Source organism: Blastochloris sulfoviridis, from assembly GCF_008630065.1.
Classification (GTDB): Bacteria; Pseudomonadota; Alphaproteobacteria; order Rhizobiales; family Xanthobacteraceae; genus Blastochloris; species Blastochloris sulfoviridis.
The window spans coordinates 1-25577 of the sequence record NZ_VWPL01000044.1; the positions used below are offsets into that span (position 1 = coordinate 1).

The window sequence follows — 25577 nt, forward strand, 5'->3', positions numbered from 1 at the left end:
CGACCTGTCGCGCTACCGAACCGGCCATGGCGCCAAGAACATGGCCGTCGTCCGCCGCTTCGCCCTCGGCCTCGTGCTCGACAGCGATCCCCGCCGCGTCACCAAGACCGGCGTGATGCAGGCGGCAGGCGACGAGCAGAGTTGATCAATCGGCGAGGCCGAGGAACACCAGCAGCGCGCGGTTCACACGCACCATATCCGCGTCGCTCAATTGACCAATACGCTCCCCGAGTTTCGATTTCGGAACGGTCGTCACCTTGTCGATCATGATGCGCGACGCCGCGCGAAGGCCGGTCGCACTCGTCGGTTCAATGTCGAGACGAAACAGGGGCAGATCCGTGGGATCGGTCGTCAGCGGGCAGATGGTGATCGAGTCGAGAACCTCGAAGGCCTCGCTCTGGACGATGACGACCGGACGAGGCTTGCCAGCGTAGTCGGAACCGCCCGCGACAGTCCAGACGTCACCGCGTTTCATCGGACGTGAACCAGGAGATCGAATCGATGAAGTCCTGATCGTCCTTCGCGTGAGGGCTGGCATTGGCCAGACGGCACTGGCGGCGCACCTCTTCGGCAAAGCCGGGCGCCCGCGTGTCGGGCACCCAGATCTGGATCGGACGCAGACCCTGTGCGCGCAGCTTTTCGCGGTGCGTCTTCACCTTGGCGCGCGTTGCAGCACGGTCCTGATCGGTTCTGCGAGCATTCGGCATGGATAATCTCCATTACATGTAACCTAGCGCAAACGCGCCGATCCGGCAAGGACATCCTCATGACGTACCATGTGAACTTGCCGCCGCTGATGCGGGCGGCGGACCTCATGCCGGCCACAATCGACCGCGACGAGCACACGATCGAGGTGGTGTGGTCGACCGGCGCCCGCGTGCGTCACCATCCGTTCTTCGGCGAGCCGTTCGACGAGGAGCTGGCGATGGAGCCCGGCAAGGTGCGGCTCGACCAGCTGAACAATGGTGCGCCCCTGCTCAAGGTGCACGACGCCTCGGCGCTCGACAGTGTGATCGGCTCGGTGGTGCCGGGCAGTGCCCGGATCGAGGGCGGCCGCGGGTCTGGCGCGGGTGCGGTTCTCCGATCGCGCGGATGCGCAGACCGTCTGGCGCGATATCGAGGCCGGGCACATCCGAGCGGTTTCGATCGGCTGTCAGGTGCACAAATACGAGGTGTGAGGTGTCCAAGCGGGACAGCGGGCCCGAACTGTGGCGCGCCATCGACTGGACCCCCTTCGAGATCTCGGCGGTGCCGATCGGCGCCGATGCCGCGGCCGGCTTCCGGTGGCAAGACCGTCTCATCCCCTGCGTCGTCCAGCGCGCCGACGCCCAGCCCATGGAGTCCAGTCCCGGAGCTATACGGGAATCTGGGTGATGACGGGGTGAGAGAGGCGGCGTATCGGGGCGGGTATCCGAAGGGATCAACCGGAAACCGTATGGGATCGAAGCCGCGGGATCGCATCATGATCCCGCGGTTTAGATTCGCGCTGGAAGCTTTTGTTCGGAATGGGTTTCCGGCAGTACGCGGCGGTGTGGCTGCTCCGGCCGGCCGCCGAGGCGTTTGAGCCGGTCCATGGTCTTTCGCGCTCCCGGTATCCACTGAGGTATCCACTTGTGCCGAACATGGGTTAAGGACGGCGCATGACAATCCACTTCATCGGCGCAGGGCCGGGCGCGCCGGACCTCATCACGGTGCGCGGGCGCGACCTCATCGCCCGCTGCCCGGTGTGCCTCTATGCCGGCTCGCTGGTGCCGAAGGCGCTGATCGCGCTGTGCCCGCCCGGCGCGCGCATCGTCGATACCGCGCCGCTCGACCTCGACGCCATTGAGGCCGAGTTCGCCGCCGCTTTTGCCGCCGGCCACGACGTCGCCCGGCTGCACTCCGGAGATCTGTCGGTTTGGAGCGCGATGGGCGAGCAGATCCGGCGCCTCGAAGCGCGCGGCATCCCCTACACGATCACCCCCGGCGTGCCGTCGTTTGCCGCCGCCGCCGCCGCGCTCGGCCGAGAACTGACCTTGCCGGAGGTGGCGCAGAGCGTGGTGCTGACCCGCACCTCCGGCCGCGCCTCGTCGATGCCCGACTCCGAACGGCTGGAAGCATTCGCGGCCACGCGCGCGACGCTGGCCGTGCACCTGTCGATCCACGTGCTGGCGGAGGTGGCGGCACGGCTGATCCCGTTCTACGGGCCGGACTGCCCGGCGGCGGTGGTCTACCGCGCGAGTTGGCCGGACGAGCGGGTGATCCGCGGCACGCTGGCAACGCTGCCCGGGCTGGTGGCGGCCAAGCCGATCGAGCGCACGGCGCTGATCCTGGTCGGCCCGGCACTGCAGGCCTCGGACTTCCGCGACAGCGCGCTCTACGATCCGGGTTACGATCGCCGCTTCCGCCGCGCCGCCGAAGAGGACTGAGCGGGCCATGCCGCCGTCCGCAGGCCCGCCCGGACTGGTGATCGCCGCACCGCGCTCCGGCTCCGGCAAGACCACGCTGACGCTCGGCCTGATCGCGGCGCTGCGCCGCCGCGGCCGCATCGTGCAGCCCTACAAATGCGGGCCGGACTATATCGACCCCGCCTTCCACACGGCTGCCGCCGGGCGGCCGGCCTTCAACCTCGATTCCTGGGCGATGCGACGCGGCCGGCTCGATCATCTGCTGCAGGCGGGGCAGGGCGCCGACATCGCCATCGCCGAGGGGGCGATGGGGCTGTTCGACGGCACGGCCGCGGGGGCCTGCGGCGACGGGTCGTCGGCCGATATCGCCGCATTGACCGGCTGGCCGGTGGTGCTGGTGCTCGACGTGTCGGGCCAGACCGCCACCGCCGCCGCCGTGGCGCTGGGCTGCGACCGCTTCCGGAGCGGCGTGCGGGTGGCCGGGGCGATCCTCAACCGGATTTCAAGCGATCGCCACCAAGCCCTTGTCGAAACAGGATTCGAACGCGCCGGCATTCCGGTGCTGGGGGCGCTGCGCTGCCGGCCGGCCATCGCGCTGCCCGAGCGCCACCTCGGTCTCGTCCAGGCCGAGGAGGATCCCGAGCTTGCCGCCCGGATTGCCGCGCTCGCCGACCTCGTCGAGCGCGAGGTCGATGTGGCCGCGGTCGAAGCGGTGGCGAAGCCCTGCGCCGTCGTCGGGCATATCGAGGGAAGCGACGGCCCGCCGCCCCCCGGACAGCGCATCGCCCTGGCGCGGGATGCCGCCTTCTCCTTCGTCTATCCCCATCTTCTTGCCGGGTGGCGGGCGGCCGGCGCCGAGATCGTGACGTTCTCGCCGCTGGCCGACGAAGCCCCCGATTCGTCCTGCGATGCCCTTTGGCTGCCGGGCGGCTATCCCGAGCTTCATGCCGGCAGGCTGGCCGCGGCGGCGCGGTTCAAGGCGGGCCTCGCCGCCTTTGCCGCCTCAAAGCCGGTCCATGGCGAGTGTGGCGGCTACATGGTGCTGGGGGCCGGGCTGGTCGATGCCGCGGGGAACCGCCACGCCATGACCGGGCTCCTGGGGCTTGAGACCTCGTTCGCCGCCCGCAAGCTGCATCTGGGCTACCGGGTCGCACGTCTTTTCCACCCCGTCCCGGGCCTCGTGGGGGTGTTGCGCGGCCACGAGTTCCATTATGCCAGCATCCTCGCCCAGCCGGATCCGCCGCTGGCCGAGGTGACCGACGCGTCAGGCCGCCCCGTCGCCGAGACCGGCGCGCGGCGCGGGCAGGTCACCGGAACGTTCTTTCACATGATCGACGCCGTTTAGGGCATGAGCCAGATTTCTTCCGATGGACGCGGCCGCATCGCGCTGGTCGGCGCCGGGCCGGGTGATCCGGACCTTCTGACGCTGCGGGCGCTGGAACGCATTCGCGAGGCCGACGTCATTCTCTATGACGACCTCGCGTCGGGCCCGGTGCTGGAGGCGGCGCGGCCGGACGCCGAGCTGATCCCGGTCGGCAAGCGCGCCGGCCGGCCGTCGCACAAGCAGGCCGACGTGACCAGGCAGATGATCGCCCACGCCGTGGCGGGCCGGCGGGTGGTGCGGCTGAAATCGGGCGACCCGACGCTGTTCGGCCGCGCCGACGAGGAGATCGCCGCCGCCCGCGACGCCGGCATCCCGCTGGAGATCGTGCCCGGCGTCACCAGCGCCACCGCGGCGGCGGCCCATGTCGGGGTGTCGCTGTCCAAGCGCATCGTCGCGCGGCGGGTGCAGATGGTCACCGGCCATGACGTCGATGCCCGCCTGCCGGACCTCGACATCGCCGCGCTCGCCGACCCCGAGGCCACGACCTGCGTCTTCATGGGCAAGGGCACGTTCGCCGAACTGGTGGAGAAGCTTCTCGCCCACGGCATGGCGGCGGATACGCCGGCCGTGGTGGTGGAGAGCTTAGGGACCCCGGCCATCGAGGTGATGCGCGGCTCGATTATCGAGATTGCCGGGCGGCTCGCGGCGGCGCCACCCTCGGGACCGTGCATGATTCTCTATGGCCGGGCATTGGCCGAGCCGGATGATAGTTCGCTCTCCGGCTGATCAGCTCGGACGAGCGATCGGCCGAGGGGCGCTTCACCCTCTCCCCTTGCGGGAGAGGGTGGCAAGGATGAGCGAAGCGAAATCCGAGCCGGGTGAGGGGGCTCTTCAAGCCGGCCTAGTTTTACCCCTCACCCGCCTCGCGATCTTCAGGATCGCTCGGCACCCTCTCCCGCAAGGGGAGAGGGAAGAAAGAGGGCCGCGCCATGATCATCCTCGACCCCGATGTGGTGGTAGCCGGCGGCGGTATCGCCGGGCTCTCGGCCGCCATCGCCGCCGGCCGGGCCGGGGCCTCAGTGCTGGTGGTCGAGGCCGCACCCAAGGCGCTGCGCGGCGGCAACGCCCGCCATGCCCGCAATCTGCGCCTGATGCATGCCGCGCCGACCGATCTGATGCCGGGCGCCTATGACGAGGCCGAGTTCCTGGCCGATCTGGGGCGCGTCACCGAAGGCGAGACCGACCGGGCGGTCGCGCTGCGGCTGATCCGGGCCAGCGCCGATATTCCCGATTGGCTCGCCGGCTGCGGCGTCGCCTTCCAGCGGCCGGGCGGCTCGCTGCCGCCCTCGCGCAAGACCGCGTATTTCCTCGGTGGTGGCAAGGCGGTGATCAACGCCCTTTATCAGGAGGCCGCGCGGCTCGGCGTGACGGTGTGGCACGCGGCCGAACTGGTCGGCCTCACGGGCGGGAGGGACCTCGCGATCGACATTCACCGCGCTGACCAACGGTACACGTTGCGGCCCGGCGCGCTGGTGGCGGCGGCCGGCGGCCATCAGGCCGACATCGACTGGCTCAAGCGCGATTTCGGGCCGGCGGCCGAACGTTTCGCGATTCGCGGCACGCCGTTCGACACCGGCCGCGTGCTGCGGCGGCTGCTGGAGGCCGGCGCACGGCCGGCCGGCGTGCCGGGGCGGGGCCATCTCGTGGCGGTGGATGCACGCGGCCCCCGGTTCGATGGCGGCATCGTCACCCGCGTCGAGGCCATCCCGTTCGGGCTGGTGATCGACCGCACAGGCAACCGGCTCGATGACGAAGCGGCTGATCGCGCCCGCACCCATTTTGCCAAATGGGGCCGGCTGCTCGCCGAGCGCGGCGATGCCGTGCTGATTCTCGACGCCGACGGCGAGCGGCGGGCGCCGGTGCCGGCGCTCGAGCCGATCCGCGCCGCGGCATTGGACGAGCTGGCCGCCAAGGTCGGCCTCCCGCCGGAGGCGTTGAAGGCTGCCGCGACCGCGTTCAACGCCAAGGGCAGCGCGGCGCGCATCGCGACTCCGCCGTTCGCCGCCATCCCGATGTGTCCGGGGCTGACCTTCACCCATTTCGGGGTGGCGGTGGATGAGGCGATGCGGGTGCGGATGCCGGACGGGGAGGGGGCGGCAAACCTGTTTGCCGCCGGGGCGATCATGGCCGCCTGCGTGCTCGGCCGCGGCTATCTTGCCGGGCTGGGGCTCACCATCGCCATCGCCTCGGGACGGCTCGCCGGCGAGGCGGCGGCGCAGTACGTTCGGAGCCGAGATGCCCGAACCTGACACCGCGCCAGAGGCCCGCCGCATCCTGCGCATCTGCCAGGCCTGCATGTATTGCGAGGGCTTCTGCGCGGCGTTTCCGGCGCTTGGCCGGCTGCGCGACCTGTCGGAGGACGATCTCGACCACCTCGCCAGCCTCTGCCACGGCTGCCGCGACTGTTATTTTGCCTGCCAGTATGCGGCTCCGCACGTCTTCGACGTCAATGTGCCCCGCACGCTGGCGCGGGTGCGGCAGGCGAGCTACGCCAAGCATGCGTGGCCGCGCGGGCTCGGCGGCCTGTTCCGGTCGAACGGCCGGGTGGTGGCGCTGAGCGCGGCGGTTGCCGTGGTGCTGGCGCTGGCGGCCACCCTGCTGCTGGTGCCAAGCGAGGCGCTGTTCGCCGCCCACCGCGGGGAGGGGGCGTTCTACCAAGTGATTCCCTGGACTGTGATGGCCGGCGCCGCCGCGGCGGCGCTGGCCTGGGCCTGCCTCGGGCTCGGCCTGGCGACGGCCTCGTTCTGGCGGGCGATTCGCCCGGCTGCGGTGCCCAGTCGCGTGCTCATTCGGGCGCTGCCGCAGGCGATGGCCGACATTGTCACACTGCGCAATCTCGCGGGCGGAGGTACCGGCTGCCGCGAGGCCGAGGGCACCGGATCGCAACTTCGGCGCGCGTTGCACCAATCCATGGTGGCGGGGCTCGGCCTATGCGTCCTCGCCACCAGCGTCGCCGGCCTCTATGGCCATGTGTTCGGCTGGCAGGCGCCTTACCCGGTGCTCAGCCTGCCGGTGCTGTCCGGCCTCATCGGCGGGGTGCTGCTGACCGTCGGCGCCGCCGGCCTGATGCTGCTCAAGCGACGGGCCGCGCCCGAGCCACTGGCGCCGGAGACGCTGGGCGGCGAGGCGGCGATGCTCGCGCTTCTCGCGGCGGTCGGCGCCACCGGCCTCATCGTGCTCGCCGTCCGCGACACCGCAGCCATGGGCGCGGCGCTGGCGCTGCACCTCGGGTTGGTGGTTGGCTTTCTGGCCGTGCTGCCCGCAAGCAAGATCGTCCATGCGCCCTTCCGTGCGGCGGCGCTGCTGCGCGATGCGATCGAGAGGCAGCGGGCGACCGCGGAGACCCGCAGGAACGACGGCAGGAACGAGAGGTAAGTCGCGTCCGAACCAAAGTCGCAAGACTTATTGCGAACTGACGGTCGCATGGCGGCCGATTAGTTTCGCTTGCAATCGGCAGGGTGCCGGCGTCAGCTAGGGTGGACTCCGGCAATGCTGCCGGCGGCGGCAGGAAACGTCTCGAAGACAAGAGCGACGCGACTGGCCGTGGAGACCACGAGAGGGACTATTCATGGAAACGCAAATCGTCGGACGGATAACGTCCAATCCGACATTCAAGGAACTCGTGTCGCGCAGAACCAGGTTCGCCTGGACGATGACTGTGCTGATGTTGGTTATCTATTTCGGCTTCATTCTGCTGGTGGCGTTCGGCAAGGGCTTCCTTGCCATGCGCATCGGCGTTGGAGTCACCACGATCGGCATTCCGATCGGTATCAGCGTCATCGTCTTGGCGTTCATCCTGACCGGGATCTATGTCCGCCGCGCCAATTCGGAATTCGATGCGCTGACCCGCAAGATCGTCCAGGAGGCCAAGTGATGCGCCGCCTCGCAACGCTTCTCCTCGTCTCCGCCGCGGCGGCGCTGCCCGAATTGGCGCTTGCCGCCGGTGTGGAGGGCGAGGTTACCAAACAGGCCACCAACTGGTCGGCCATCGGCATGTTTCTCGGCTTCGTGACGCTGACGCTGGGCATCACCTACTGGGCGTCGAAGCGCACCAAGTCGGCGGCCGCCTTCTATTCGGCCGGCGGCGGCATCACCGCCGGGCAGAACGGCCTCGCCATCGCCGGCGACTACATGTCGGCGGCCTCGTTCCTCGGAATCTCCGGCCTCGTCTACACCTCAGGCTATGATGGGTTGATCTATTCGGTGGGCTGGCTGGTCGGCTGGCCGATCGTCACCTTCCTGATCGCCGAGCCGCTTCGGAATCTCGGCAAGTACACCTTCGCCGACGTCGCCTCCTTCCGTCTCGGCCAGACGCAGATCCGCATCCTCGCGGCCTGCGGCTCGCTGGTCACCGTAGCGTTCTACCTGATCGCCCAGATGGTCGGTGCCGGCAAGCTGATCCAGATTCTGTTCGGGATGGACTATCTCTACGCCGTTCTCATGGTCGGCGTGCTGATGATCACCTACGTCACCTTCGGCGGCATGGTTGCCACCACCTGGGTACAGATCATCAAGGCCTTCCTGCTGCTCGGCGGCGCCACCTTCATGGCGTTGATGGTGCTTCTCCACTTCGGCTTCAATCCCGAGGCGCTGTTCGCCAAGGCGGTCGAGGTGCACCCCAAGGGCGATCAAATCATGGCCCCAGGCACGCTGATCCAAGATCCAATATCCGCCATTTCGCTCGGCGTGGCGCTGATGTTCGGCACCGCAGGACTGCCGCACATCCTGATGCGCTTCTTTACCGTCGCCGATGCCAAGGCGGCCCGCAAATCGGTGTTCTACGCCACCGGCTTCATCGGCTACTTCTACATCCTCACCTTCATCATCGGCTTCGGCGCCATCACCCTGGTTTCGACCAACCCGCAGTTCCTCGATCCGACGATCCTGGCCTCGAAGGGCCCGATTGCGGCGATCCTGGGGGGGTCGAACATGGCAGCGGTGCACTTGGCCAACGCGGTGGGTGGCAATATCTTCCTCGGCTTCATCGCCGCGGTTGCCTTCGCCACCATCCTGGCCGTGGTGTCGGGTCTGGCACTCGCCGGCGCTTCGGCGATCTCCCACGACATCTATGCCTCGGTGATCAAGAAGGGCAAAGCCGTCGAACAGGACGAGTTGCGCATGTCGAAGATCGCCACCGTGTTCCTCGGCATTCTGGCGGTGCTGCTCGGCATCGTGTTCGAGAAGCAGAACGTCGCCTACATGGTGGGTCTCGCCTTCGCCATCGCCTGCTCCTGCAACTTCCCGGTCCTGCTGATGTCGATCTACTGGAAGGGCCTCACCACGATGGGTGCGCTGATCGGCGGCTTCTTAGGGCTGATCTCCTCGGTGACGCTGGTGGTGCTCGGCCCGACCGTGTGGGTGGGCGTGCTCGGCCACCCGGCGGGCTCGGCGCCGTTCCCCTACAGCAATCCGGCGCTGTTCTCGATGGGCCTCGCCTTCTTCACCATCTGGCTGGTGTCGAAAATCGACCGCTCCAAGCGCGCGGCCGAAGACCAGGCGGCGTTCGCCGCCCAGTATGTCCGCTGTCAGACCGGCATCGGCGCATCGCGGGCCGCGGCGCACTGACCGCTGCAATTCCGGGCCGGGGCGGTTTTCCGCCCCGGCCTTTTTCCGGCCACCTTGGATGACCTGAATGCCCAAGGTCTTTGACCGTCACGCCCCGCCGTTCGACCGGCTGACCGAGCCGGAAATCGAGGAGGTGCGGGCTGCCCTCGACATCGGCTATTTCCGCGCCGGCGACGTGCTGCTCCATCGCGGCGCCCCGGCCGAAGCGCTCTACGTGGTAATCAAGGGCGCGGTCGAGGAGCGCGACGCCAGCGAGGTGATCGACCTGCTCGGACCCAAGCGCCTGTTCGACAGCCGCGCGCTGGTGCAGGGCGCCTGCGCCCACGATTTCGTCGCCGCCGAGGAGACGCTCGCCTACATCCTGCCGCGGGACAAGGCGCTCGATCTGATGCGGCGCAATCCGGCCTTCGCGGCCCATTTCTACCGCGAGACATCCGACAAGCTGGAGGCGTTCGCGAGCCGCTCCGAGAAGCGCGAGGTCGGCGCCTTGATGCGCGCCCACATCTCCGAACTGTCGCTCACGCCGGCGGTCGAGATCGACGGCGATCTCACGCTGGCCGACGCCGGACGGCTGATGAACGAGCGTCACGTCGATGCGGTGATCGTGCATGATCACGGCCAGACCGGCATCGCCACCGGCATGAGTCTGGCGAAGGCGGTGGTGCTCGACCGCAAGCCGCTCGAAACCCGCATCGGCGACGTCGCCCGCTACGACCTCGTCACCGTCAGCCCGCAGGATTTCGTGGCGACCGCGCTCGTCGCCATGACCCGTCACGCCAAGCGCCGTCTGGTGGTGCGCGAAGGCGAAACGTTCCTCGGCTTCCTGGAGGATCTTCACTTGCTGGGATTCATCGCCGGGTCGAGCCCCGTGGTCACTGGGCGTATCGAGCGCGCCGGCTCCGTCGCCGATCTGGCGCCGACAGCCAAGGAGATCGCGGCGCAGGTCGAGCGCCTGCATCGCCAGGGCCTGAAGGTCCAGGCGATCGCCGAGGTCACCTCCGACCTCAACCGCCGCCTGATGCGGCGGCTGTTCGAACTGACGGCACCCGATTCGATTCGCCGTCACGGCTGCCTGATCGTGATGGGCTCGGAGGGGCGTGGCGAGCAGACGGTGCGGACCGATCAGGACAATGGCCTGCTGCTGGCCGAGCCGGTGGACGCCGCGGACCTTGCGACCTTCCGCCGCCGCTTCTCGGAGGCGCTGGCGAGCTTCGGCTTCCCGCCGTGTCCGGGCGGGGTGATGGTGTCCAATCCGGAATGGTCGCGCACCGTCGAGGACTACGAATCCGATTTCCGGCGCTGGGCCGTGGTGCCCGAGGAGCGCTCCTTCCTCAATGTCGCGATCTTCTACGACGCGCAGGCGGTGGCGGGAAACGCGCGCCTGCTCGACCACGCCAAGCAGGCGATGATCGACACGCTGAAGGGCGAGAAGGTGTGGCTCGGCCACTTCGCCCGCGCCATCGAGCAGTTCACCGTGCCGGTCGGCTTCTTCCGCTCGTTCATCACTGCCGAAGGCCGCAAGGGCGATGCACTCGACGTCAAGAAGGGCGGCATCTTCCCCATCCTCCACGGCATCCGGGCGATCGCGCTCGAGCTCGGCCTGACCGAGACCTCGACCAGCCGCCGCATCGAGCTGGTCGCGGCCTGGGGGGTGTTCGGCGCGGACTTCGCGAAGGAGCTGAACCAGGCCTTCCTGTTCCTGTCGGAGCTGAAGCTCGACGCCCAGCTCAAGGCCCAGCGCGGGCTCGGCGACGGCCTCGTGCGGCCGAACGAGATGTCGGCGATCGAGCGCGACCTGCTGCGCGATGCGCTCTATGCGGTGAAGCAGTTCCGCGAGATCGTCCGGCGCCACTTCAATCTTTCGGTGTTCTGAGCCGTGCCGTTCCGCCCGCTGGTGCGCCTGATCGACCGGTTGGCGATGACCGATCGCCGCTACGCGGTGCTGTTCGGCAAGGACACCAGCGGCGAGGCGGTGGCGATCGACTGCGAGACCACCGGGCTCGACCCGTGGCAGGACGAGATCATCGCGGTCGCGGCGATCCCGATCCGCGACGGGCGCATCCTCACCAGCGCGCGCTACGAGGCGCTGGTGCGCCCCACCGGTCCGGTGGCGGCAACCTCGATCAAGATCCACCAGCTTCGCGAGATGGACCTAGCCGCGGCCCGGCCGATCGAGGAGGTGCTGCCGGAGTTGATGGCCTTCATCGGTCGGCGGCCGCTTGTCGGCTACTATCTCGAATTCGACGTGGCGATGCTGAACCGCTATCTGCTCAGCTTCGCCAACATCCACGTGCCGAACCCGCAGATCGAGGTCTCGCGCCTCTATTACGAGCGCAAGTTCGGCGATGCGCCGCCGGGAACCGAGATCGACCTGCGTTTCGCCACCATTGCCAAGGATCTCGGCATCCCCGACCTGCCGGTGCACGACGCCTTCAACGACGCGCTGGCGACCGCGATGATGTACGTGAAGCTCGTCGACTACCGCGCGCGCGGCATCCGCATCGCCCGCATGCGGGACTACGAGGCGGAGTGAACCGGCGCGCTGGCGCGCCTCAAGCACGATCTCGCGCGGCTGGTATTATTTCATACCGATCCGTACGGAGCGTGACCCCGGGGTCTTTCGTCGCCAGCGACCGGGCCGACAGCCTCCGATCCACGCAGGCCGGGTTGATCGCGCTTCTGCACCGGTTGGGGTTCGAGTATCGCAAGCCGGACGTCATTGCGCGCAAGCTCGATGAGGCCAAGCAGGCGGCGTTCATCGCGAGCTATGACAAGCTGTTGAACTCCTTACCTGACAGCGAGACGGTGCTGTTTGCGGATGCCGTGCATCCGACCCACGCGGTGCAGCCCGTCGGGTGCTGGGCTCCCGAAGGCGAGAAGCTGGCGATTGAACAGACCAGCGGGCGCCAGCGCATCAACATCCATGGCGCCGTCGATCTGGAGACCGGGCAGACCCGGACGATCGAAGTCGAAACCGTCGACGCGGTCTCGACGATCCGACTGCTGGAGGCGATCGAGGCGCTCTATCCGATGCTGGCGCTGATCCATGTCTTTCTCGACAATGCGCGCGATCACCATGCCAAGCTGGTGCAGGAATGGCTGGCGCAGGAATGGCTGGCGCGGCCGGGCTGCCGGATCAGGCTGCACTTCATCCCGCCCTATTGCCCGCACCTGAACCCGATCGAGCGGTTGTGGGGCGTCATGCACAAGCACGTCACGCACAACAAATGCTACGCGGCATCCCCGGTGGCACCACGGCGATCGACATCTATGGCGGCGGCCGGGCGTGGTGGCAAAGCGTGGACGCCAACTTCGCGGCGAACCTCACCGCCAATACCGGCGGCCTGCAGGTGAACGAGGATCGGACCTTGGCCGCCTCGGGCGAGGTCAACTGGGTCGACCCCCTGGTCGGCGTCCGCTTCCGCCAGCAGTTCACGCCCACCGTCAATCTGGCGGTGAGCGGCGATATCGGCGGCTTCGGCGCCGGCAGCGTCTTCTCCTGGCAGGCCCTGGCCGCGCTCAACTGGGATTTCTACGCCACCAGCAGCGTCACCTGGAGCGCGATGATCGGCTACAAGGCGCTGTATGCCGATTACGAGCAGGGCTCGGAGCTTACCCGGTACGAGTACGACATGACGATGCACGGCCCGGTGTTTGGCGTCAGCGCGCGGTTCTGACCGCGCTGCCGCCGGTCAGCGCTGCTGCGGTTGTGCAGATTGCCGGGCAACCTCGGCGGCCAGCGCCGCGAGATTGCGGTCGTCGGGGTGGCGCGCCAGGCTGTCCTTCAGCACCGCCGCGGCATCCGCAAGCTGTCCGTTCGCCTGCAGCGCCAGCGCATGGACATAGGCGTAGCGTGCGTCTTCCGGAGCCAAGGTCGCCGCCTGGCGCAGCTCGGGGAGGGCGTCGCCGCGCCGTCCCATCCGCACCAGCGTGAGGCCCAGCGCGTGATGCAGCCCTGCCTCGGTGGGGGAGGCGGCGATCGCCGCCCGCAGCACGCGCTCGCCCTCGTCGTCGCGCTTGAGGTGGCGATAGAGGTCGGCAAGATTGATGGCGGCCGGCGCGAACTGCGGGCTCAGGCGCAGCGCGGCCCGGAAGTCGGCCTCGGCTTCGGCGAACTGACCCTGCCGGGCGTGGAAGGTGCCGAGCGCGGTACGTGCCTCCGGCCGGTCGGCATTGAACTGCTGCGCTGCGATGAACTCGGCCGCTGCCCGCTCGAACGCGGCACGGTCCGGTGCCGGCTGGCTTGCCGCCGGCACGGACGCCAGCAGTTCGGCGGCGCGCACCCGCACGCCGCGCACCGGGTCGGACAGAAGCTTCGATGCCAGCCCCCACGCCTGGACGGGCGGCACGGTCTCCAGCATGTCGAGGGCGCCGATCCGCACCATCGGGTCGGGATCGGCGAGGCCGGTTCGCGCCGCCTCCAGCGTCGCCGGTGAGGCATAGGGTGCGAGCGCCGCGAGCGCGCTGGCGCGGGCGAAGGCGGGCAAAGCGCGGTCGGTGGCAATCGCGGCGAGGTCCGCCGTGGCGCCGGCCTTGCCGCTCCAGCCGGCCGCGAGCGCCTCGGCATAGGTCTGCAGGCCCTTGCGCTGCGCACCGTGCCAGCGCGCGATGGCCGACGCCGCCCAGGCCGCGGGCTTGTCGGCGTGGCAGTCAGTGCAGGCGTCGGGCGTGCCGGCTTTCACCGAGATGTCGGGCCGCGGAACGCGGAAACTGTGATCGTGCCGCTGGTCGATCACCATATAAGTGCGGGCCGGCATGTGGCAGGACGCGCAGGCAAGCGGCGGCATGACGCCCTCATGCCGGTGATGCGTGGCCGAGGCATAGACCTCGGTCGTGTGGCATTGCAGGCAGGTGGCGTCGCCGGGCAGGCGGAGCTTGGCGCTGTGCGGGTCGTGGCAGTCGCTGCAGGTGACGCCGGCCTCGAACATCCGGCTCTGCTTGAACGAGCCGTAATTATAGACCTCGTCGCGCATCTGGCCGTCGGCATGATACAGGCCGCGGGCGAGCGGCAGGACGATATGGGTATCAGACAAGGAGCGGCCGGGCACCCAGTCCTCCGATAGCACGCCGCGGCGCGCGTGGCACAGCCCGCAGGTCTCGACCTCCTTGCGCAGTGCGGGCGGTGGCATGCTCCGCTGCGGCTGGCCGGTCTTCTCGTCGATGGTCCAGGCGACCGACGATCGTTCGTCGAAGCGCACCACGAGACCCTTGGCGGGATCGTCGGTGCGGGCAGGGCGCCACCAGCTTGCGCGGTCCTGCGCCCAGCCGACGTGGCGGGAGCCGCGGCCGTGGCAGGCTTCGCAGCCGACGCTGATCTCGGCGAAGCGGGTGTCGAAGCGGTCGGCCGCCGCGTCGTAATTCTTGCGCACGCCGGTGGAATGGCACTCGGCGCACATGAAGTTCCAGTTCTGGTTCAGCTTCGTCCAATGCAGGGGATCGTCGTGGCGGATGGTCTCGTCCGGGTAGAGGTGGAACCAGTGCTGGCCGCCTTGCGCCTTCGGCCGGCTGTCCCAGGCGATCGACAGCGCCTGCAGCCGCCCGTCCGGGAACTCGATCAGATACTGCTGCAGCGGGTCGAGGCCGAACGTGTATTTGACCTCGAAGGTGGCGAGCGCGCCGTCCGGCCCGTCGGTCTCGACCAGGAACCGGCCGTCCCTGCGGAAGAAGCGCGAGCGGACGCCATGATGCTCGAAGTCCGCATCGTTGAAGTCGCCCAGCACGGTCTGCGCAGTGGCGTGGGCCATGGCGTGCGGGTGCTGGGAGGCGCGCCAATTCGCGGCCTCCGCCTGATGGCAGCCGGCACAAGTCTCGCTACCCACAAATGTCTCGCTGCCGACGAAGGTGGCGGCGGAAAGTTCGGCCGGGAGGTCGGGCTTCGTCAGCAGGACCAAGGCACCAAGGACGGCGACGATGGCCACCACGGCAATCGCCGCGATCCGGACGTGCCACCAGCGCGGCGATCGCGGGGCGGCGGCCTGCGCCGCGTCGGGAGCCGGTGTGGCAACGGATTTGGGCGCGCCCGGCCGCCGGCGCGCGCCGTCACCTTTTGACGTCGAGGGCCTGCGCCGGCGTGCCAAATTCGTCTCGTCCGGGCCGGTCAGTCGGCCCGGGGGCCGAGCGCGCGCCCGACCTCGGCCAACGCCTCCTTGCAGGCTTCGGCATTGCCGGCCCGATCGGCATCCCGCGCCCGCGTCATGCCAACCGCGATGGCATCCAACGTCTCGGACGAGATGTCGCCGAGCTTGGCTTCGGCCGCCGCGATCGAATCCGGCGTGGGCTGGCGATGCATGGTGGCGCCCGTGCTCTCGGTCGCTGTCGGCCCGGCTGCCGCACGCGCCGCCAGGAGCGCGTCGAGGCGCCCCTGCATCCGGTCGATCGCATGCGAGCACGGACCGGCAAGGCCCGGGCCGCTCGCTGCGAGGAGAACGCCTGCCGCAAAGAGAAGGGTGCCGGCAACCGGCAGCACGCTGCGAAGCTTCATGACCTGATCCTCCAATGCAGGCTTCGCCCCCGCGGGTGGGGCATCGCCTGCCGTTCCTGCCTGCGCCGGCGCGTCCGCTCAACCGAAGGAACCGCGTTGCAGTATACGACCGCCTGATCGGCGAGCCAGAGGGCATCGGCGACAAACGTATCGAATGGCTTGCGAATTCACCCAGATGATCGCCGCGTCGTGAGTTGCTGCGGCCCCATGCGAAGAAACCCCGGGCCGGTCGGTTCAATCGGCCCGGGGCCTTGTGCGAATGGATGCGTCAGTCGGCGCTGGCCTTCTCGCGCATCGCCGCTTCCAGCCTTTTGATATCCTCGGGCGAAAGCTGCGGCCGGTCGATCTTCAGCGTCAGCCTGTTCAGCTTGCCGGTGAAGGCGAAGGGCGGCTGGTAGTCGGCGTCGTTCACGCCGGTCAGCGTATCGGAGCCGATGTCGAAGCTTTCGTCCCACTGCAGGATCATCGGCAGGGTGTGGGGCATCGCGATGGTCTGCACCTCCTTGCCGTCGACCTTGAGGACGCCGGTGCCGGGCCGGCCGACGCCTGTGAAGTTGTTGAAGGCGAGGGTTCCCGCGCCGAGCCCGTCATACTTGAAGTCGAACTCGACGACGTGCCGGCCGGGCGACAGCACGTCCGGGCCCTCCCACTTGATCCGCTTGAGATCGACCAGGTTCCACAGGAACACCGGCTTGCCCTGCAGGAGGTAGAAGCCGTAGCCGCCAAATCGTCCGCCCGAGGTCAGGATGATGCCTTCGGCGCCGCCCTCCGGCACGTCGATGTCGGCGGTGATGGTGTAGGACGCATTCAGCAGCCCCGGCGAGTCGCCCTGCGGCAGCCCGACCATCGGCCGCGTGTAGACGAACTCGCTGCGGCCGGCGGTGATGTTCGGGCGCGGCGCGACGATGCGGGCGGCGACCGACGCATCGAGCGGGAACACCTGGTGCTTCCTCGCTTCGGCCACGAACGCCCGACGCATCTCCGCCACCCGCTTCGGATGCTTGTCGGCGATGTCCTCGGCCTGGCTGAAGTCCTTGCTGAGGTCGTAGAGCTGGAACATCTGGTTGTTCAGGGGATCCGGATTGGCAGGGCCGAACGCCTGCCACGGCGCACGATTGACCTTGGTGCTCAGCAGCCAGCCGTCCTGGTAGAGCGCCCATTGGCCCATCATCTCGAAATACTGGGTCTTGTGGCGCGATGCCGTCTTGGCGTCCTTTGCGTCGAACGTGTAGGCGAAGCTCGTGCCCTCGATCGGCGCCTGCTTGATGCCGTCGACCATCTCGGGCGCGCGGATGCCGGTGACTTCGAGAAGGGTCGGCACGACGTCGATGACGTGGACGAACTGCTCGCGCAGTGCGCCCTTGTCCTTGATGCGGGCCGGCCACGACACCACCATGTTCTGGTTGATGCCGCCGAGCCGCGAGGCGTTCTGCTTGAACCAGTCGAACGGCGTATCGAACGCCCACGACCAGCCGGCCGACATGTGATTGTAGGTCAGGTCGGTGCCCCAGACGTCGTAGAACTTCATCTGCACGTCGACCGGCAGCTCGTTCAGGCCGTTGAAGAACGCCACCTCGTTGGGGGTGCCGAGCGGGCCGCCCTCGGCGCTCGTGCCGTTGTCGCCATTGATGTAGATGACCAGCGTGTTGTCGAGCCGGCCGAGATCCTCGAACGCCTGGATCACGCGGCCGATCTCATGGTCGCTGAAGGCGGCGTAGGCGGCGAACACCTCGACCTGACGGACGAACAGCTTCTTCTCCTCGTCGGACAGCTTGTCCCACGGCTTCAGCACGTCGGCGGGCCAGGGCGTCAGCTTGGTATCCTTGGGGATCACGCCGAGCCGCTTCTGGTTCTCGAAGATGCGTTCGCGCAGCTTCTCATAGCCGTTGTCGAACAGATGCATGTCGTGGATCTTGTCCACCCACGCCTTGGTCGGGTGGTGCGGCGCATGGGTGGCGCCCGGCGCGTACTTGATGAAGATCGGCTTGGTCGGATCGGTCTGGTGGATCCGGGTCATGTAGTCGATGGCGTCGTCGGCCATCGCCGTGACCAAGTTCCAGGTGCCAGGCTCTTTGCCCTCGAACGGATAGATCTGGGTGGTGTTGCGGAACAGGTTCGGCTGCCACTGGTTGGCGTCGCCGCCGACGAAGCCGTAGAAATATTCGAAGCCCATGCCGGTGGGCCACTGGTCGAACGGCCCGGCCTGGCTCGCGGCGAAGGCGGGGGTGTTGTGGTCCTTGCCGAACCACGCGGTGGAATAGCCGTTGTCGAGCAGGATCCGGCCGATGGTCGCCTTGTCCTTGCCGATGATGCTGTTGTAGCCGGGGAAGCCGGTCGACTGCTCGGAAATCACGCCGAAGCCGGCCGAGTGGTGATTGCGCCCGGTGATCAGCGCGGCGCGGGTCGGCGAGCAGAGCGCCGTCGAGAATACGCGATTGTAGCGCAGGCCCTCGTTGGCGATGCGGTCCATGGTCGGCGTCGGGATCACGCCGCCGAACGTGCTCGGCACGCCGAAGCCGGCGTCGTCGGTGATGATCAGCAGCACGTTGGGTGCGCCCTTCGGCGGTACGATGCGCGGCGCCCACCAGGGCTTCGACTGCAGGGCGTCATCCTTGATCACGCCGCCGAACTTGGGATCGGGCGCTGGAAGCTGCGTGCCCGGAATGGTGGTGGTGGCACCGGGCGAGCCCAACGTGCCCGTGACGTGCTGGGCCGCCGCAGGCAGGGCGGCAAAGGCGAGCAGGCCTAAGCCGCATATCAATCGCGCGCAGGTTTTCATGTTTCCCCTCCTGTCCGGTCGCATTGCCACGCGATGGGGTGCCGCGCGCGAACATTGTCAGCAGGCGTCGGGCGATGAGGAGCAGGCATGGCTGATTGCGCCGAGCGAGACAGGTTGCAGGCTCTAACCGAGCACAATTCGAATTGTTCCAGTATGGTGAACGTCTGCCGTTGGACGGCGGCGCGGCCACGGGCGCGACCGTCAAATCGCAATCGCTGCGCATTTGAGCTTTGGCCTTAAATGATTGCAGACGCGGGCGGCATATTGTGCTGCCATGCGACGCTTCCTCGTTCTTGCAACCGTATTCGGTGGTCTTGTCGTGGTCGATGCCGCCGCGTTCGATGGACAATACACGAACGCAACCTGGGCAGAGGCCCACGAACTCGGCAACCGGGTGATATTCGAGGCCCGTATGTGGCAGAAGAGGGTCCTGAAGCTTGAGTGAGCGGCGCGGCCCGATCTTCCCGCCCGGCCGCCAGGAACGGATTCGCCGCCGCCCGCCCTTTCGCCGATGGCGGCCCGGCGGCATTCTGCCTGCGGGCCGGTTCGGCCTGCACCAGATCGGCTTTGTCGGGGAGGGCAGATGGCGCTTGCCGCACTGATATTCGACATTGACGGCACGCTGTCCGAAACCGAGGAGCTTCACCGGCGCGCCTTCAACGACGTCTTCGCCGATTTCGGCCTGCCGTGGCGCTGGGACGTCGATCTCTACCGCGATCTTCTGGATGTCGCCGGCGGCAAGGAGCGCCTGGCGCATTTCTTCGCCACCCATGAGGGTGGCGCACCCGGCTTGGCCGACCGCATCGCCGAGCTGCACGCGGCCAAGACCGCGCGCTATGCGACGCTGGTTGCCGGCGGCGCGGCGCGCCTGCGGCCGGGCATCGCCCGCCTGATGCGGCAGGCACGGCACGCCGGGCTGAGGCTGGCGATCGCCACCACCACCAGCCTGCCCAATGTCGAGGCGCTGCTCTGCGCCACCCTCGGCCCCGGTGCCGTCGATCTGTTCGCGGTGATCGGCGCGGGCGACATGGTCGCGGCCAAGAAGCCGGCGCCCGACATCTATCGCTACGTGCTCGACGCCTTGGCGCTGCCGGCCGGCGCGTGCGTGGCCTTCGAGGACTCGTCCAACGGCCTCGTTGCGGCGCACGGCGCCGGGCTTCCCACCCTCGTCACGCCCAGCCTCTACACCGCCCACCAGACCGGCGCGGGCGCCTTCGACGGCGCGCTCGCCACCCTCAGCGACCTTGGCGAGCCCGGCGCGCCGTACCGGCATATCGCCGGAGCCGGGCACGGCGAGGACATGGTGACGATCGAGGCGCTCGAACGCTGGCTCCGCCGGATCGCCTGACCGGCAGGAGCCGATGCGTTCAGCGCAGCGAGAGGTCGCCCCAAGCAGCCGCCTGCCGCCATCCGGCCGTCGCTGCGCGCTCGCCGGCGAGCTCGGCCATCAGGCAGGCCGCGGCGGTGCGTCCGGACAGGGCCGCCATCGGCACGCCGGCGCCGGGGTGGGCCGAGCCCCCGGCGAGATAGAGGCCGGGCAGGGTGGTCCGCACGCTGGGCCTTTGGAACGGCGCGCGCCAGCCATGGGTGGCCTGTCCGTAGAGCGCGCCGCCGGTCGCCGGGAAGCGGCGGTGGAAGTCGGACGGGGTCGCCACCATCATCTCGTCGGGATGCCAGCGCACCGAAAGTCCGCACGCCTCCAGGTGCGTCACCGTGCGCTTCAGATAGGCCTCGATCTCGCCCGGCGGAACAGGCTGCTCGTCGCCGCGCGCTACCACGTTGAGCTGGTGGAACAGCCGCTCGCGCGATGACGGCGCGGCATTGCCGGAAAGACCGTTGTCGCCCCGGTCCTGGGCGCAGAGATAGACCGTTGGCTCGACCGGCAGGCGGCCGGCGACGATGTCGTCGAATTCGGCCCGATAGTCGCGCGAGAAGAAGAAGTTGTGGCGGATCAGCGGGAAGCCGGTCGCCTCGGCGAGCATCGAGAAGGTGATCGCCGAGGCCGAGCGCCCGGACTTCGGCCGGCGCGGCACCACCCGCGCCGCCTCGGGGCCGAACAGGCCGGCGGCCACCGCCGCGACGTCGCCATTGACGATCACCGCGTCTGCCGCCACCACCTCGCCGTCGGCGAGCACGACACCAGCCACCCGGCCGCCCTCGACCAGCAGCCGCTCCACATGCGTGCCATAGCGGAAGGTGGCGCCGCGCGCGCTGGCGAGCGCAGCCATGGCTTCCGCGATCCGCCGCATGCCGCCCTCGACCAGCCACACGCCCTGCTGCTCGACATAGGCGATCAGCATCAGCGTTGCGGGTGCCGCGAACGGCGTCGAGCCGCAATAGGTGGCGTAGCGGCCGAAGGTCTGCTGCAGTCGCGGGTCGCGGAAATGGCGGCCGAGCTCGCGCCACAACGTGGTGAAGGGCTTGATCCGCAGCCCTTCGAGTCCGTGGCGGCGGATCAGGTCGATCGAACTCGGATTGACAGCGCGCAGGAACGGTTCCTCGACCAGCCGATAGATCGTCTTCGCCTCGGCGTGGAAGTTCGCGAACGCCCGCGCCTCTGCTGCTCCGGCGAAATCGCCGATCGCATCCTGGGTGCGGGCGGGATCGGCGAACAGATCGAGCCGCGTGCCGCCCGGCCAGGCGTGGCGGGCCAGGATCTCCACCGGCTGCATGGGGATGTGGGCCGAAAGATCCTCGCCGGCCGCGGCGAACAGCTCCTCGAACACCCAGCGCATGGTGAAGACGGTCGGCCCGACGTCGAAGGTGGCGCCGCCGATTGTGGCCGGCTTGAGCTTGCCGCCGGGCTCCGTATCGCGCTCGATCGCGATCACCTCGAAGCCGTTCGCAGAAAGCTCCAGCGCCGCCGCGAGGCCGCCCGCGCCGGTGCCGATGATGACGACGCGCCGGTGTGGGCTGCCAGCGTTCCGCATGAAGTTCATCGTTGCCGCTCCATGGGTTGTCCGCCGAGCGCTCGCTCTCGGCTCCGCCACAGGCACAGGTTCCCGTGCAGAGGTACGCAGGCCGCCAACGTTCGGAGCAGCGTCCGCACGGTGCGACCAATGGTAGCAGGCGCGCCGAGGCCGCAGCCGGCGTGGCGGTTCGGCCCGCGCCAAGCGGCATTCACGCAAGCGTGGCCGTGACGGCGCTTGAAACCGGAGCCGTTCTGCCCAACCCTTGATGGTGCAGAGCTTTGTGCACCGAAGCTCGGTGAATCCAGGCCCTCACGCCGCCGATGGCCGACGACTGGTTCCGTTTCGACGCGCCCTATGGCGCCCCCGACGAGGAGATCGCCGCCGATCTGCTCGCGGGTGCCGATTTGCCCGCCGAGGCCGAACGCCGGATCGATGCCGAAACGGAACGGCTGATCGCGGCGATCCGCGACAATGCGGGCGGGATCGGCGGCATCGAGGATTTCCTGCGGGCCTATTCGCTCACCACCCAGGAGGGGCTGGCGCTGATGACGCTGGCCGAGGCGTTCCTGCGGGTGCCGGATGCCAACACCGCGGATCGGCTGATCGAGGACAAGCTCGACCGCGGCCGCTGGAGCGACCACGAGCCCAACAGCCGGGCGGTGCTGGTCAACGCCTCGGCTTGGGCGCTCGGCATCTCCACCCGCCTGATCCAGCCGGGTGAGACGCCGGACTCGATCCTCGGCGCGCTGGCGAAGCGGCTCGGCCTGCCGGCGGTGCGGGCGGCGACCCGTCAAGCGATGAAGCTGATGGGATCGCACTTCGTGCTGGGGCAAACCATCGGCGAGGCGCTGGAGCGCGCCGGTGCCGGCGAGCGCGGCCTCGATCGCTATTCCTTCGACATGCTGGGCGAGGGCGCCCGCTCGGCGGCGGATGCCGCGCGCTATTTCGATTCCTATCGCAGCGCCATCGAGGCGATTGGTGCCGCAGCGGGCGAACGCGCGCTGCCGGCGCGTCACGGCATCTCGATCAAGCTGTCGGCGCTGCATCCGCGCTTCGAGGCGACGAGCCGCGCGCGGGTGATGGACGAGCTGGTGCCGCGGGTGCTTGCCCTCGCCGAGGCCGCGCGCGGCTTCGATCTCGCCTGCACCATCGACGCCGAGGAGGCCGACCGGCTCGAACTGTCGCTTGCTGTGTTCGCTGCCGTGCTGGCGTCACCCTTGCTGCGCGGCTGGGACGGGTTCGGCCTCGCCATCCAGGCCTATTCGAAGCGCGCTTCTGATGTGATCGAGCACGTCGAAACGCTGGCCGAACGGGCGGACCGGCGGCTGATGGTGCGTCTCGTCAAGGGCGCCTATTGGGACAGCGAGATCAAGCGCGCCCAGGAGCGCGGGCTTGACGACTATCCCGTCTTCACCCGCAAGGCGATGACCGACCTGAATTACCTCGCCTGCGCCCGCCGCCTCCTGGCGGCGCGCCCGCGCCTCTATCCGCAGTTCGCCGGCCATAACGCGCTGACGGCGGCGAGCCTGATCGAGATCGCCGGTGGCGTCGAGGGCTACGAGTTCCAGCGCCTCCACGGCATGGGCGAGGCGATGTATGCGGCGCTGAAGGCCCGCCACCCCAAGGCCGCCGTGCGCGTCTACGCGCCGGTCGGCGGCCATGTCGATCTGCTCGCCTATCTGGTGCGGCGGCTTCTTGAGAACGGCGCCAACTCCTCCTTCGTCTCGCGCGCCGCCGATCCCGAGGTGCCGGTCGCCGACCTCCTGGTGCGGCCGCAAAGATGGATCGGCAGTGCCGCGCGGGCGCGCCATCCCGCGATCGTCCGGCCGCCCGACCTCTACGGCCCCAGCCGGCGCAATTCGGCCGGCGTCGAGCTCGGCCATCGCCGCTCGTTGGAGGCGCTGCTGGCGGAGATTGCGGCCGGCGGCACGGGCGCGTTCATGGCAATGCCGGTGATCGATGGGCAGCGCCTGGATGGCACGTCGCGCATGGTGGTGAGCCCGATCGACGCCGCAACCGTGGCCGGCGCGGTGATCGAGGCCGATGCCGCAATCGCCGACCGCGCGATGGCTGCTGCTTCCCGCGGCTTCGCGGCGTGGGCGGCGACGCCGGCGCGCCAGCGGGCGGACACGCTGCGCCGTGCCGCCGAGCGGCTGGAAGCCGAGCGCGGCCGCGCCATCGCGCTGCTGCAGGTCGAGGGCGGCAAGACGCTCGACGACGCGCTGGCCGAGGTGCGCGAGGCTACCGACTTCCTGCGCTATTACGCGGCCGAGGCCGAGCGGCTGTTCGGCTCTGCGCAGACGATGCCGGGGCCGACCGGCGAGGACAACCGGCTGAGCCAGCGCGGCCGCGGCGTGTTCGTGACGATCTCGCCGTGGAACTTCCCGCTGGCGATCTTCGTGGGCCAGGTGTCCGCTGCGCTTGCCGCCGGCAATGCCGTGGTGGCGAAGCCCGCCGAGCAGACGCCGCTGGTCGCGGCCTTCGCCGTGGAGCTGCTGCACGCCGCAGGCGTGCCGGTGAGCGCGCTGCATCTGGTGCCGGGCGATGGCAGGATCGGTGCGCGGCTGGTGGCGCACGGCGCGGTGGCCGGCGTCGCCTTCACAGGGTCGACCCAGACCGCGCAGGCGATCAACCGCGCGCTGGCAGCCCGGAGCGGGCCGATCGTGCCGCTGATCGCCGAGACCGGCGGCATCAATGCCATGATCGTCGATGCCACGGCGCTGCCCGAGCAGGTCGCCGACGACGTCGTCACCTCTGCCTTCCGCTCCGCCGGCCAGCGCTGCTCGGCGCTGCGGCTGCTCTGCGTGCAGGCCGATATCGCCGGCCGCATCGTGCAGCTTGTCGCGGGGGCGGCGCGCGAGCTCAGCATCGGCGATCCGCGCGAGCCTGCAACCCACGTCGGCCCGGTGATCGATATCGAGGCCAAGGCGCGGCTGGAGCGCTGGATCGCCGCCCACATGGCGGCCGGCCGCGTCGTCTGGCAGGGCGAGGCGCCTCAGGCCGGACACTTCGTGGCCCCGGCGATCATCGCCCTCGACCGCCCGGAGGATCTCGCCGAGGAGGTGTTCGGCCCGGTGCTGCATGTCGTGCGCTGGCGCGAGGATGCGCTCGACCGTCTGCTGCAAGGTATCGCCGCCAATGGCTATGGCCTGACGCTCGGCATCCACAGCCGCATCGACGACAGGATCGAGCGCATCGTTGCGCGGCTCGCGGTGGGCAATGTCTATGTCAACCGCAACATGATCGGCGCGGTGGTCGGCACCCAGCCGTTCGGTGGCTCCGGCCTGTCGGGCACCGGCCCGAAGGCCGGCGGCCCGCATTATCTGCCGCGCTTCGCGATCGAGCAGACGGTCGCCACCAACACGGCGGCCAGCGGCGTCAACGCCTCGCTCGCCGTGCTGGGCGACGAATAGCGGGAGGGTGGCGGAGAAGCTTCCGGCTGTGGGTATTTTGCGGGCCGCCGGAGATGGATTAAACTGTTTATGATGACCAAGCTGCTGGATCAGGCGTTCGACGCCGCCCGTGCCCTGCCGCCCGCCGAGCAGGACGATATTGCGCGTGTTCTGTTACGGTTGGCAGGTGATGGGGGGCAGGAGGTCGCACTCTCTCCCGAGGAGCGCGCAGCGATCGACCGGTCAAAGGCCGCCGCCGCACGCGGCGCGTTTGCCACGGATGCGCAGGTGGCAAATCTCTGGAAGAAGCACGGCCTTTGAAACTCCGCGTCACGCTTCCGGCGCTTGCCGACCTTGAGACGATCCTCGCGGACATCGACCGGCACTCGCCATCAGGTGCGCAGCGGGTCAAGGCCCGCATCCGGACAATCCTCGATCTTCTGGTCGAGCATCCCATGCTCGGGGCGCGCACGAGCGATCCCGCGGTTCGCCGGATGATGCCAACGCCCGCAAGACATGACTCGTCATGCCCGTGCTTGTCACGGGCATCCACGACTTAAAACGTCTTTTAAAACAAAGATGTGGATGGCCGGGACAAGGCCCACGGCTGTCCGGCACGGATTGTGCTTATGCGGCGGGCCTCGGTTGGTGGCGCGCGCGGCGGCGGGCGTGGGCCG

General features: G+C 68.9%; 22 protein-coding genes. 15 read left to right on the top strand and 7 right to left on the bottom strand.

Annotated elements, in window-relative coordinates; all coding sequences use genetic code 11:
- Positions 1-145 precede the first annotated feature (145 nt).
- From F1193_RS15655 to F1193_RS15665, 3 genes are read right to left on the bottom strand one after another with little or no spacing between them, the layout of a single operon-like run.
- Entirely contained in the window at positions 146-475 is a 330-nt protein-coding gene (locus tag F1193_RS15655; protein WP_150098737.1) for a type II toxin-antitoxin system PemK/MazF family toxin, read from the bottom strand.
- The gene (locus F1193_RS15660; protein ID WP_150098738.1) at positions 462-707 is read right to left on the bottom strand and encodes an antitoxin MazE family protein; all 246 of its coding nucleotides are present in this window, start codon (positions 705-707) and stop codon (positions 462-464) included. The genes F1193_RS15655 and F1193_RS15660 overlap by 14 nt, the downstream gene beginning before the upstream one ends.
- A 23-nt stretch (positions 708-730) precedes the next feature.
- Positions 731-988 (bottom strand): hypothetical protein, encoded by a 258-nt coding sequence (locus tag F1193_RS15665; RefSeq protein WP_150098739.1) that lies wholly within the window; start codon positions 986-988, stop codon positions 731-733.
- Between the two features lie 652 nt (positions 989-1640).
- Between F1193_RS15665 and cobM the strand changes: the two genes are divergently transcribed.
- The 11 genes from cobM to F1193_RS15720 all read left to right on the top strand — a co-directional run bounded on the left by cobM (position 1641) and on the right by F1193_RS15720 (position 13013).
- On the top strand, positions 1641-2408 hold the full coding sequence (gene cobM, locus F1193_RS15670) for a precorrin-4 C(11)-methyltransferase (RefSeq protein WP_150098740.1): 768 nt from the start codon (positions 1641-1643) through the stop codon (positions 2406-2408).
- Between the two features lie 7 nt (positions 2409-2415).
- Entirely contained in the window at positions 2416-3732 is a 1317-nt protein-coding gene (locus tag F1193_RS15675; protein ID WP_150098741.1) for a cobyrinic acid a,c-diamide synthase CobB, read from the top strand.
- Between the two features lie 3 nt (positions 3733-3735).
- Positions 3736-4497: a uroporphyrinogen-III C-methyltransferase gene (gene cobA / locus F1193_RS15680; protein WP_150098742.1), complete on the top strand. Its 762-nt coding sequence runs from the start codon at positions 3736-3738 to the stop codon at positions 4495-4497.
- Positions 4498-4700: 203 nt separating this feature from the next.
- Positions 4701-6020, top strand: coding sequence for an FAD-dependent tricarballylate dehydrogenase TcuA (gene tcuA / locus F1193_RS15685; protein ID WP_150098743.1), 1320 nt, complete (start codon positions 4701-4703; stop codon positions 6018-6020).
- Positions 6007-7146, top strand: a complete 1140-nt coding sequence (tcuB, locus tag F1193_RS15690) for a tricarballylate utilization 4Fe-4S protein TcuB (protein ID WP_150098744.1) — start codon at positions 6007-6009, stop codon at positions 7144-7146. The genes tcuA and tcuB overlap by 14 nt, the downstream gene beginning before the upstream one ends.
- Before the next feature lie 193 nt (positions 7147-7339).
- On the top strand, positions 7340-7645 hold the full coding sequence (locus F1193_RS15695; protein ID WP_150098745.1) for a DUF485 domain-containing protein: 306 nt from the start codon (positions 7340-7342) through the stop codon (positions 7643-7645).
- Positions 7645-9336: a cation acetate symporter gene (locus F1193_RS15700; protein ID WP_150098746.1), complete on the top strand. Its 1692-nt coding sequence runs from the start codon at positions 7645-7647 to the stop codon at positions 9334-9336. Before F1193_RS15695 ends, F1193_RS15700 begins: the two co-directional genes overlap by 1 nt.
- A gap of 67 nt (positions 9337-9403) precedes the next feature.
- The gene (locus tag F1193_RS15705) at positions 9404-11209 is read left to right on the top strand and encodes a DUF294 nucleotidyltransferase-like domain-containing protein (protein ID WP_150098747.1); all 1806 of its coding nucleotides are present in this window, start codon (positions 9404-9406) and stop codon (positions 11207-11209) included.
- 3 nt (positions 11210-11212) lie between these two features.
- Positions 11213-11869, top strand: a complete 657-nt coding sequence (locus F1193_RS15710) for a 3'-5' exonuclease (protein WP_246164481.1) — start codon at positions 11213-11215, stop codon at positions 11867-11869.
- A 134-nt stretch (positions 11870-12003) separates the two neighbouring features.
- Positions 12004-12690 (top strand): IS630 family transposase, encoded by a 687-nt coding sequence (locus F1193_RS15715; RefSeq protein WP_170263719.1) that lies wholly within the window; start codon positions 12004-12006, stop codon positions 12688-12690.
- Positions 12636-13013, top strand: coding sequence for a hypothetical protein (locus F1193_RS15720; RefSeq protein ID WP_150098749.1), 378 nt, complete (start codon positions 12636-12638; stop codon positions 13011-13013). Before F1193_RS15715 ends, F1193_RS15720 begins: the two co-directional genes overlap by 55 nt.
- A gap of 15 nt (positions 13014-13028) precedes the next feature.
- Here F1193_RS15720 and F1193_RS15725 read toward each other — a convergent pair whose 3' ends face one another.
- From F1193_RS15725 to F1193_RS15730, 3 genes are all read right to left on the bottom strand, one after another.
- Positions 13029-15080, bottom strand: coding sequence for a tetratricopeptide repeat protein (locus F1193_RS15725; RefSeq protein ID WP_342781829.1), 2052 nt, complete (start codon positions 15078-15080; stop codon positions 13029-13031).
- 353 nt (positions 15081-15433) lie between these two features.
- Positions 15434-15817 (bottom strand): hypothetical protein, encoded by a 384-nt coding sequence (locus F1193_RS17590; RefSeq protein ID WP_246164483.1) that lies wholly within the window; start codon positions 15815-15817, stop codon positions 15434-15436.
- Between the two features lie 268 nt (positions 15818-16085).
- Positions 16086-18596 (bottom strand): arylsulfatase, encoded by a 2511-nt coding sequence (locus F1193_RS15730; RefSeq protein ID WP_150098750.1) that lies wholly within the window; start codon positions 18594-18596, stop codon positions 16086-16088.
- Between the two features lie 583 nt (positions 18597-19179).
- Between F1193_RS15730 and F1193_RS15735 the strand changes: the two genes are divergently transcribed.
- A complete protein-coding gene (locus F1193_RS15735) occupies positions 19180-19944 on the top strand; it encodes an HAD-IA family hydrolase (RefSeq protein WP_150098751.1) in 765 nt (254 codons plus the stop codon).
- 19 nt (positions 19945-19963) lie between these two features.
- On the opposite strand, the gene crtD is transcribed toward F1193_RS15735, so the two are convergent.
- Positions 19964-21535 (bottom strand): 1-hydroxycarotenoid 3,4-desaturase CrtD, encoded by a 1572-nt coding sequence (gene crtD, locus F1193_RS15740; RefSeq protein WP_425457250.1) that lies wholly within the window; start codon positions 21533-21535, stop codon positions 19964-19966.
- Between the two features lie 293 nt (positions 21536-21828).
- On the opposite strand from crtD, the gene putA reads away from it, so the two are divergent.
- The 3 genes from putA (at position 21829) to F1193_RS17820 (ending at position 25460) form a co-directional block, all read left to right on the top strand.
- Positions 21829-24921 (top strand): bifunctional proline dehydrogenase/L-glutamate gamma-semialdehyde dehydrogenase PutA, encoded by a 3093-nt coding sequence (gene putA / locus F1193_RS15745; protein ID WP_150098752.1) that lies wholly within the window; start codon positions 21829-21831, stop codon positions 24919-24921.
- A gap of 69 nt (positions 24922-24990) precedes the next feature.
- A complete protein-coding gene (locus tag F1193_RS15750) occupies positions 24991-25221 on the top strand; it encodes a hypothetical protein (protein ID WP_425457251.1) in 231 nt (76 codons plus the stop codon).
- The gene (locus F1193_RS17820) at positions 25218-25460 is read left to right on the top strand and encodes a type II toxin-antitoxin system RelE/ParE family toxin (protein ID WP_170263720.1); all 243 of its coding nucleotides are present in this window, start codon (positions 25218-25220) and stop codon (positions 25458-25460) included. The genes F1193_RS15750 and F1193_RS17820 overlap by 4 nt, the downstream gene beginning before the upstream one ends.
- Positions 25461-25577 lie beyond the last annotated feature (117 nt).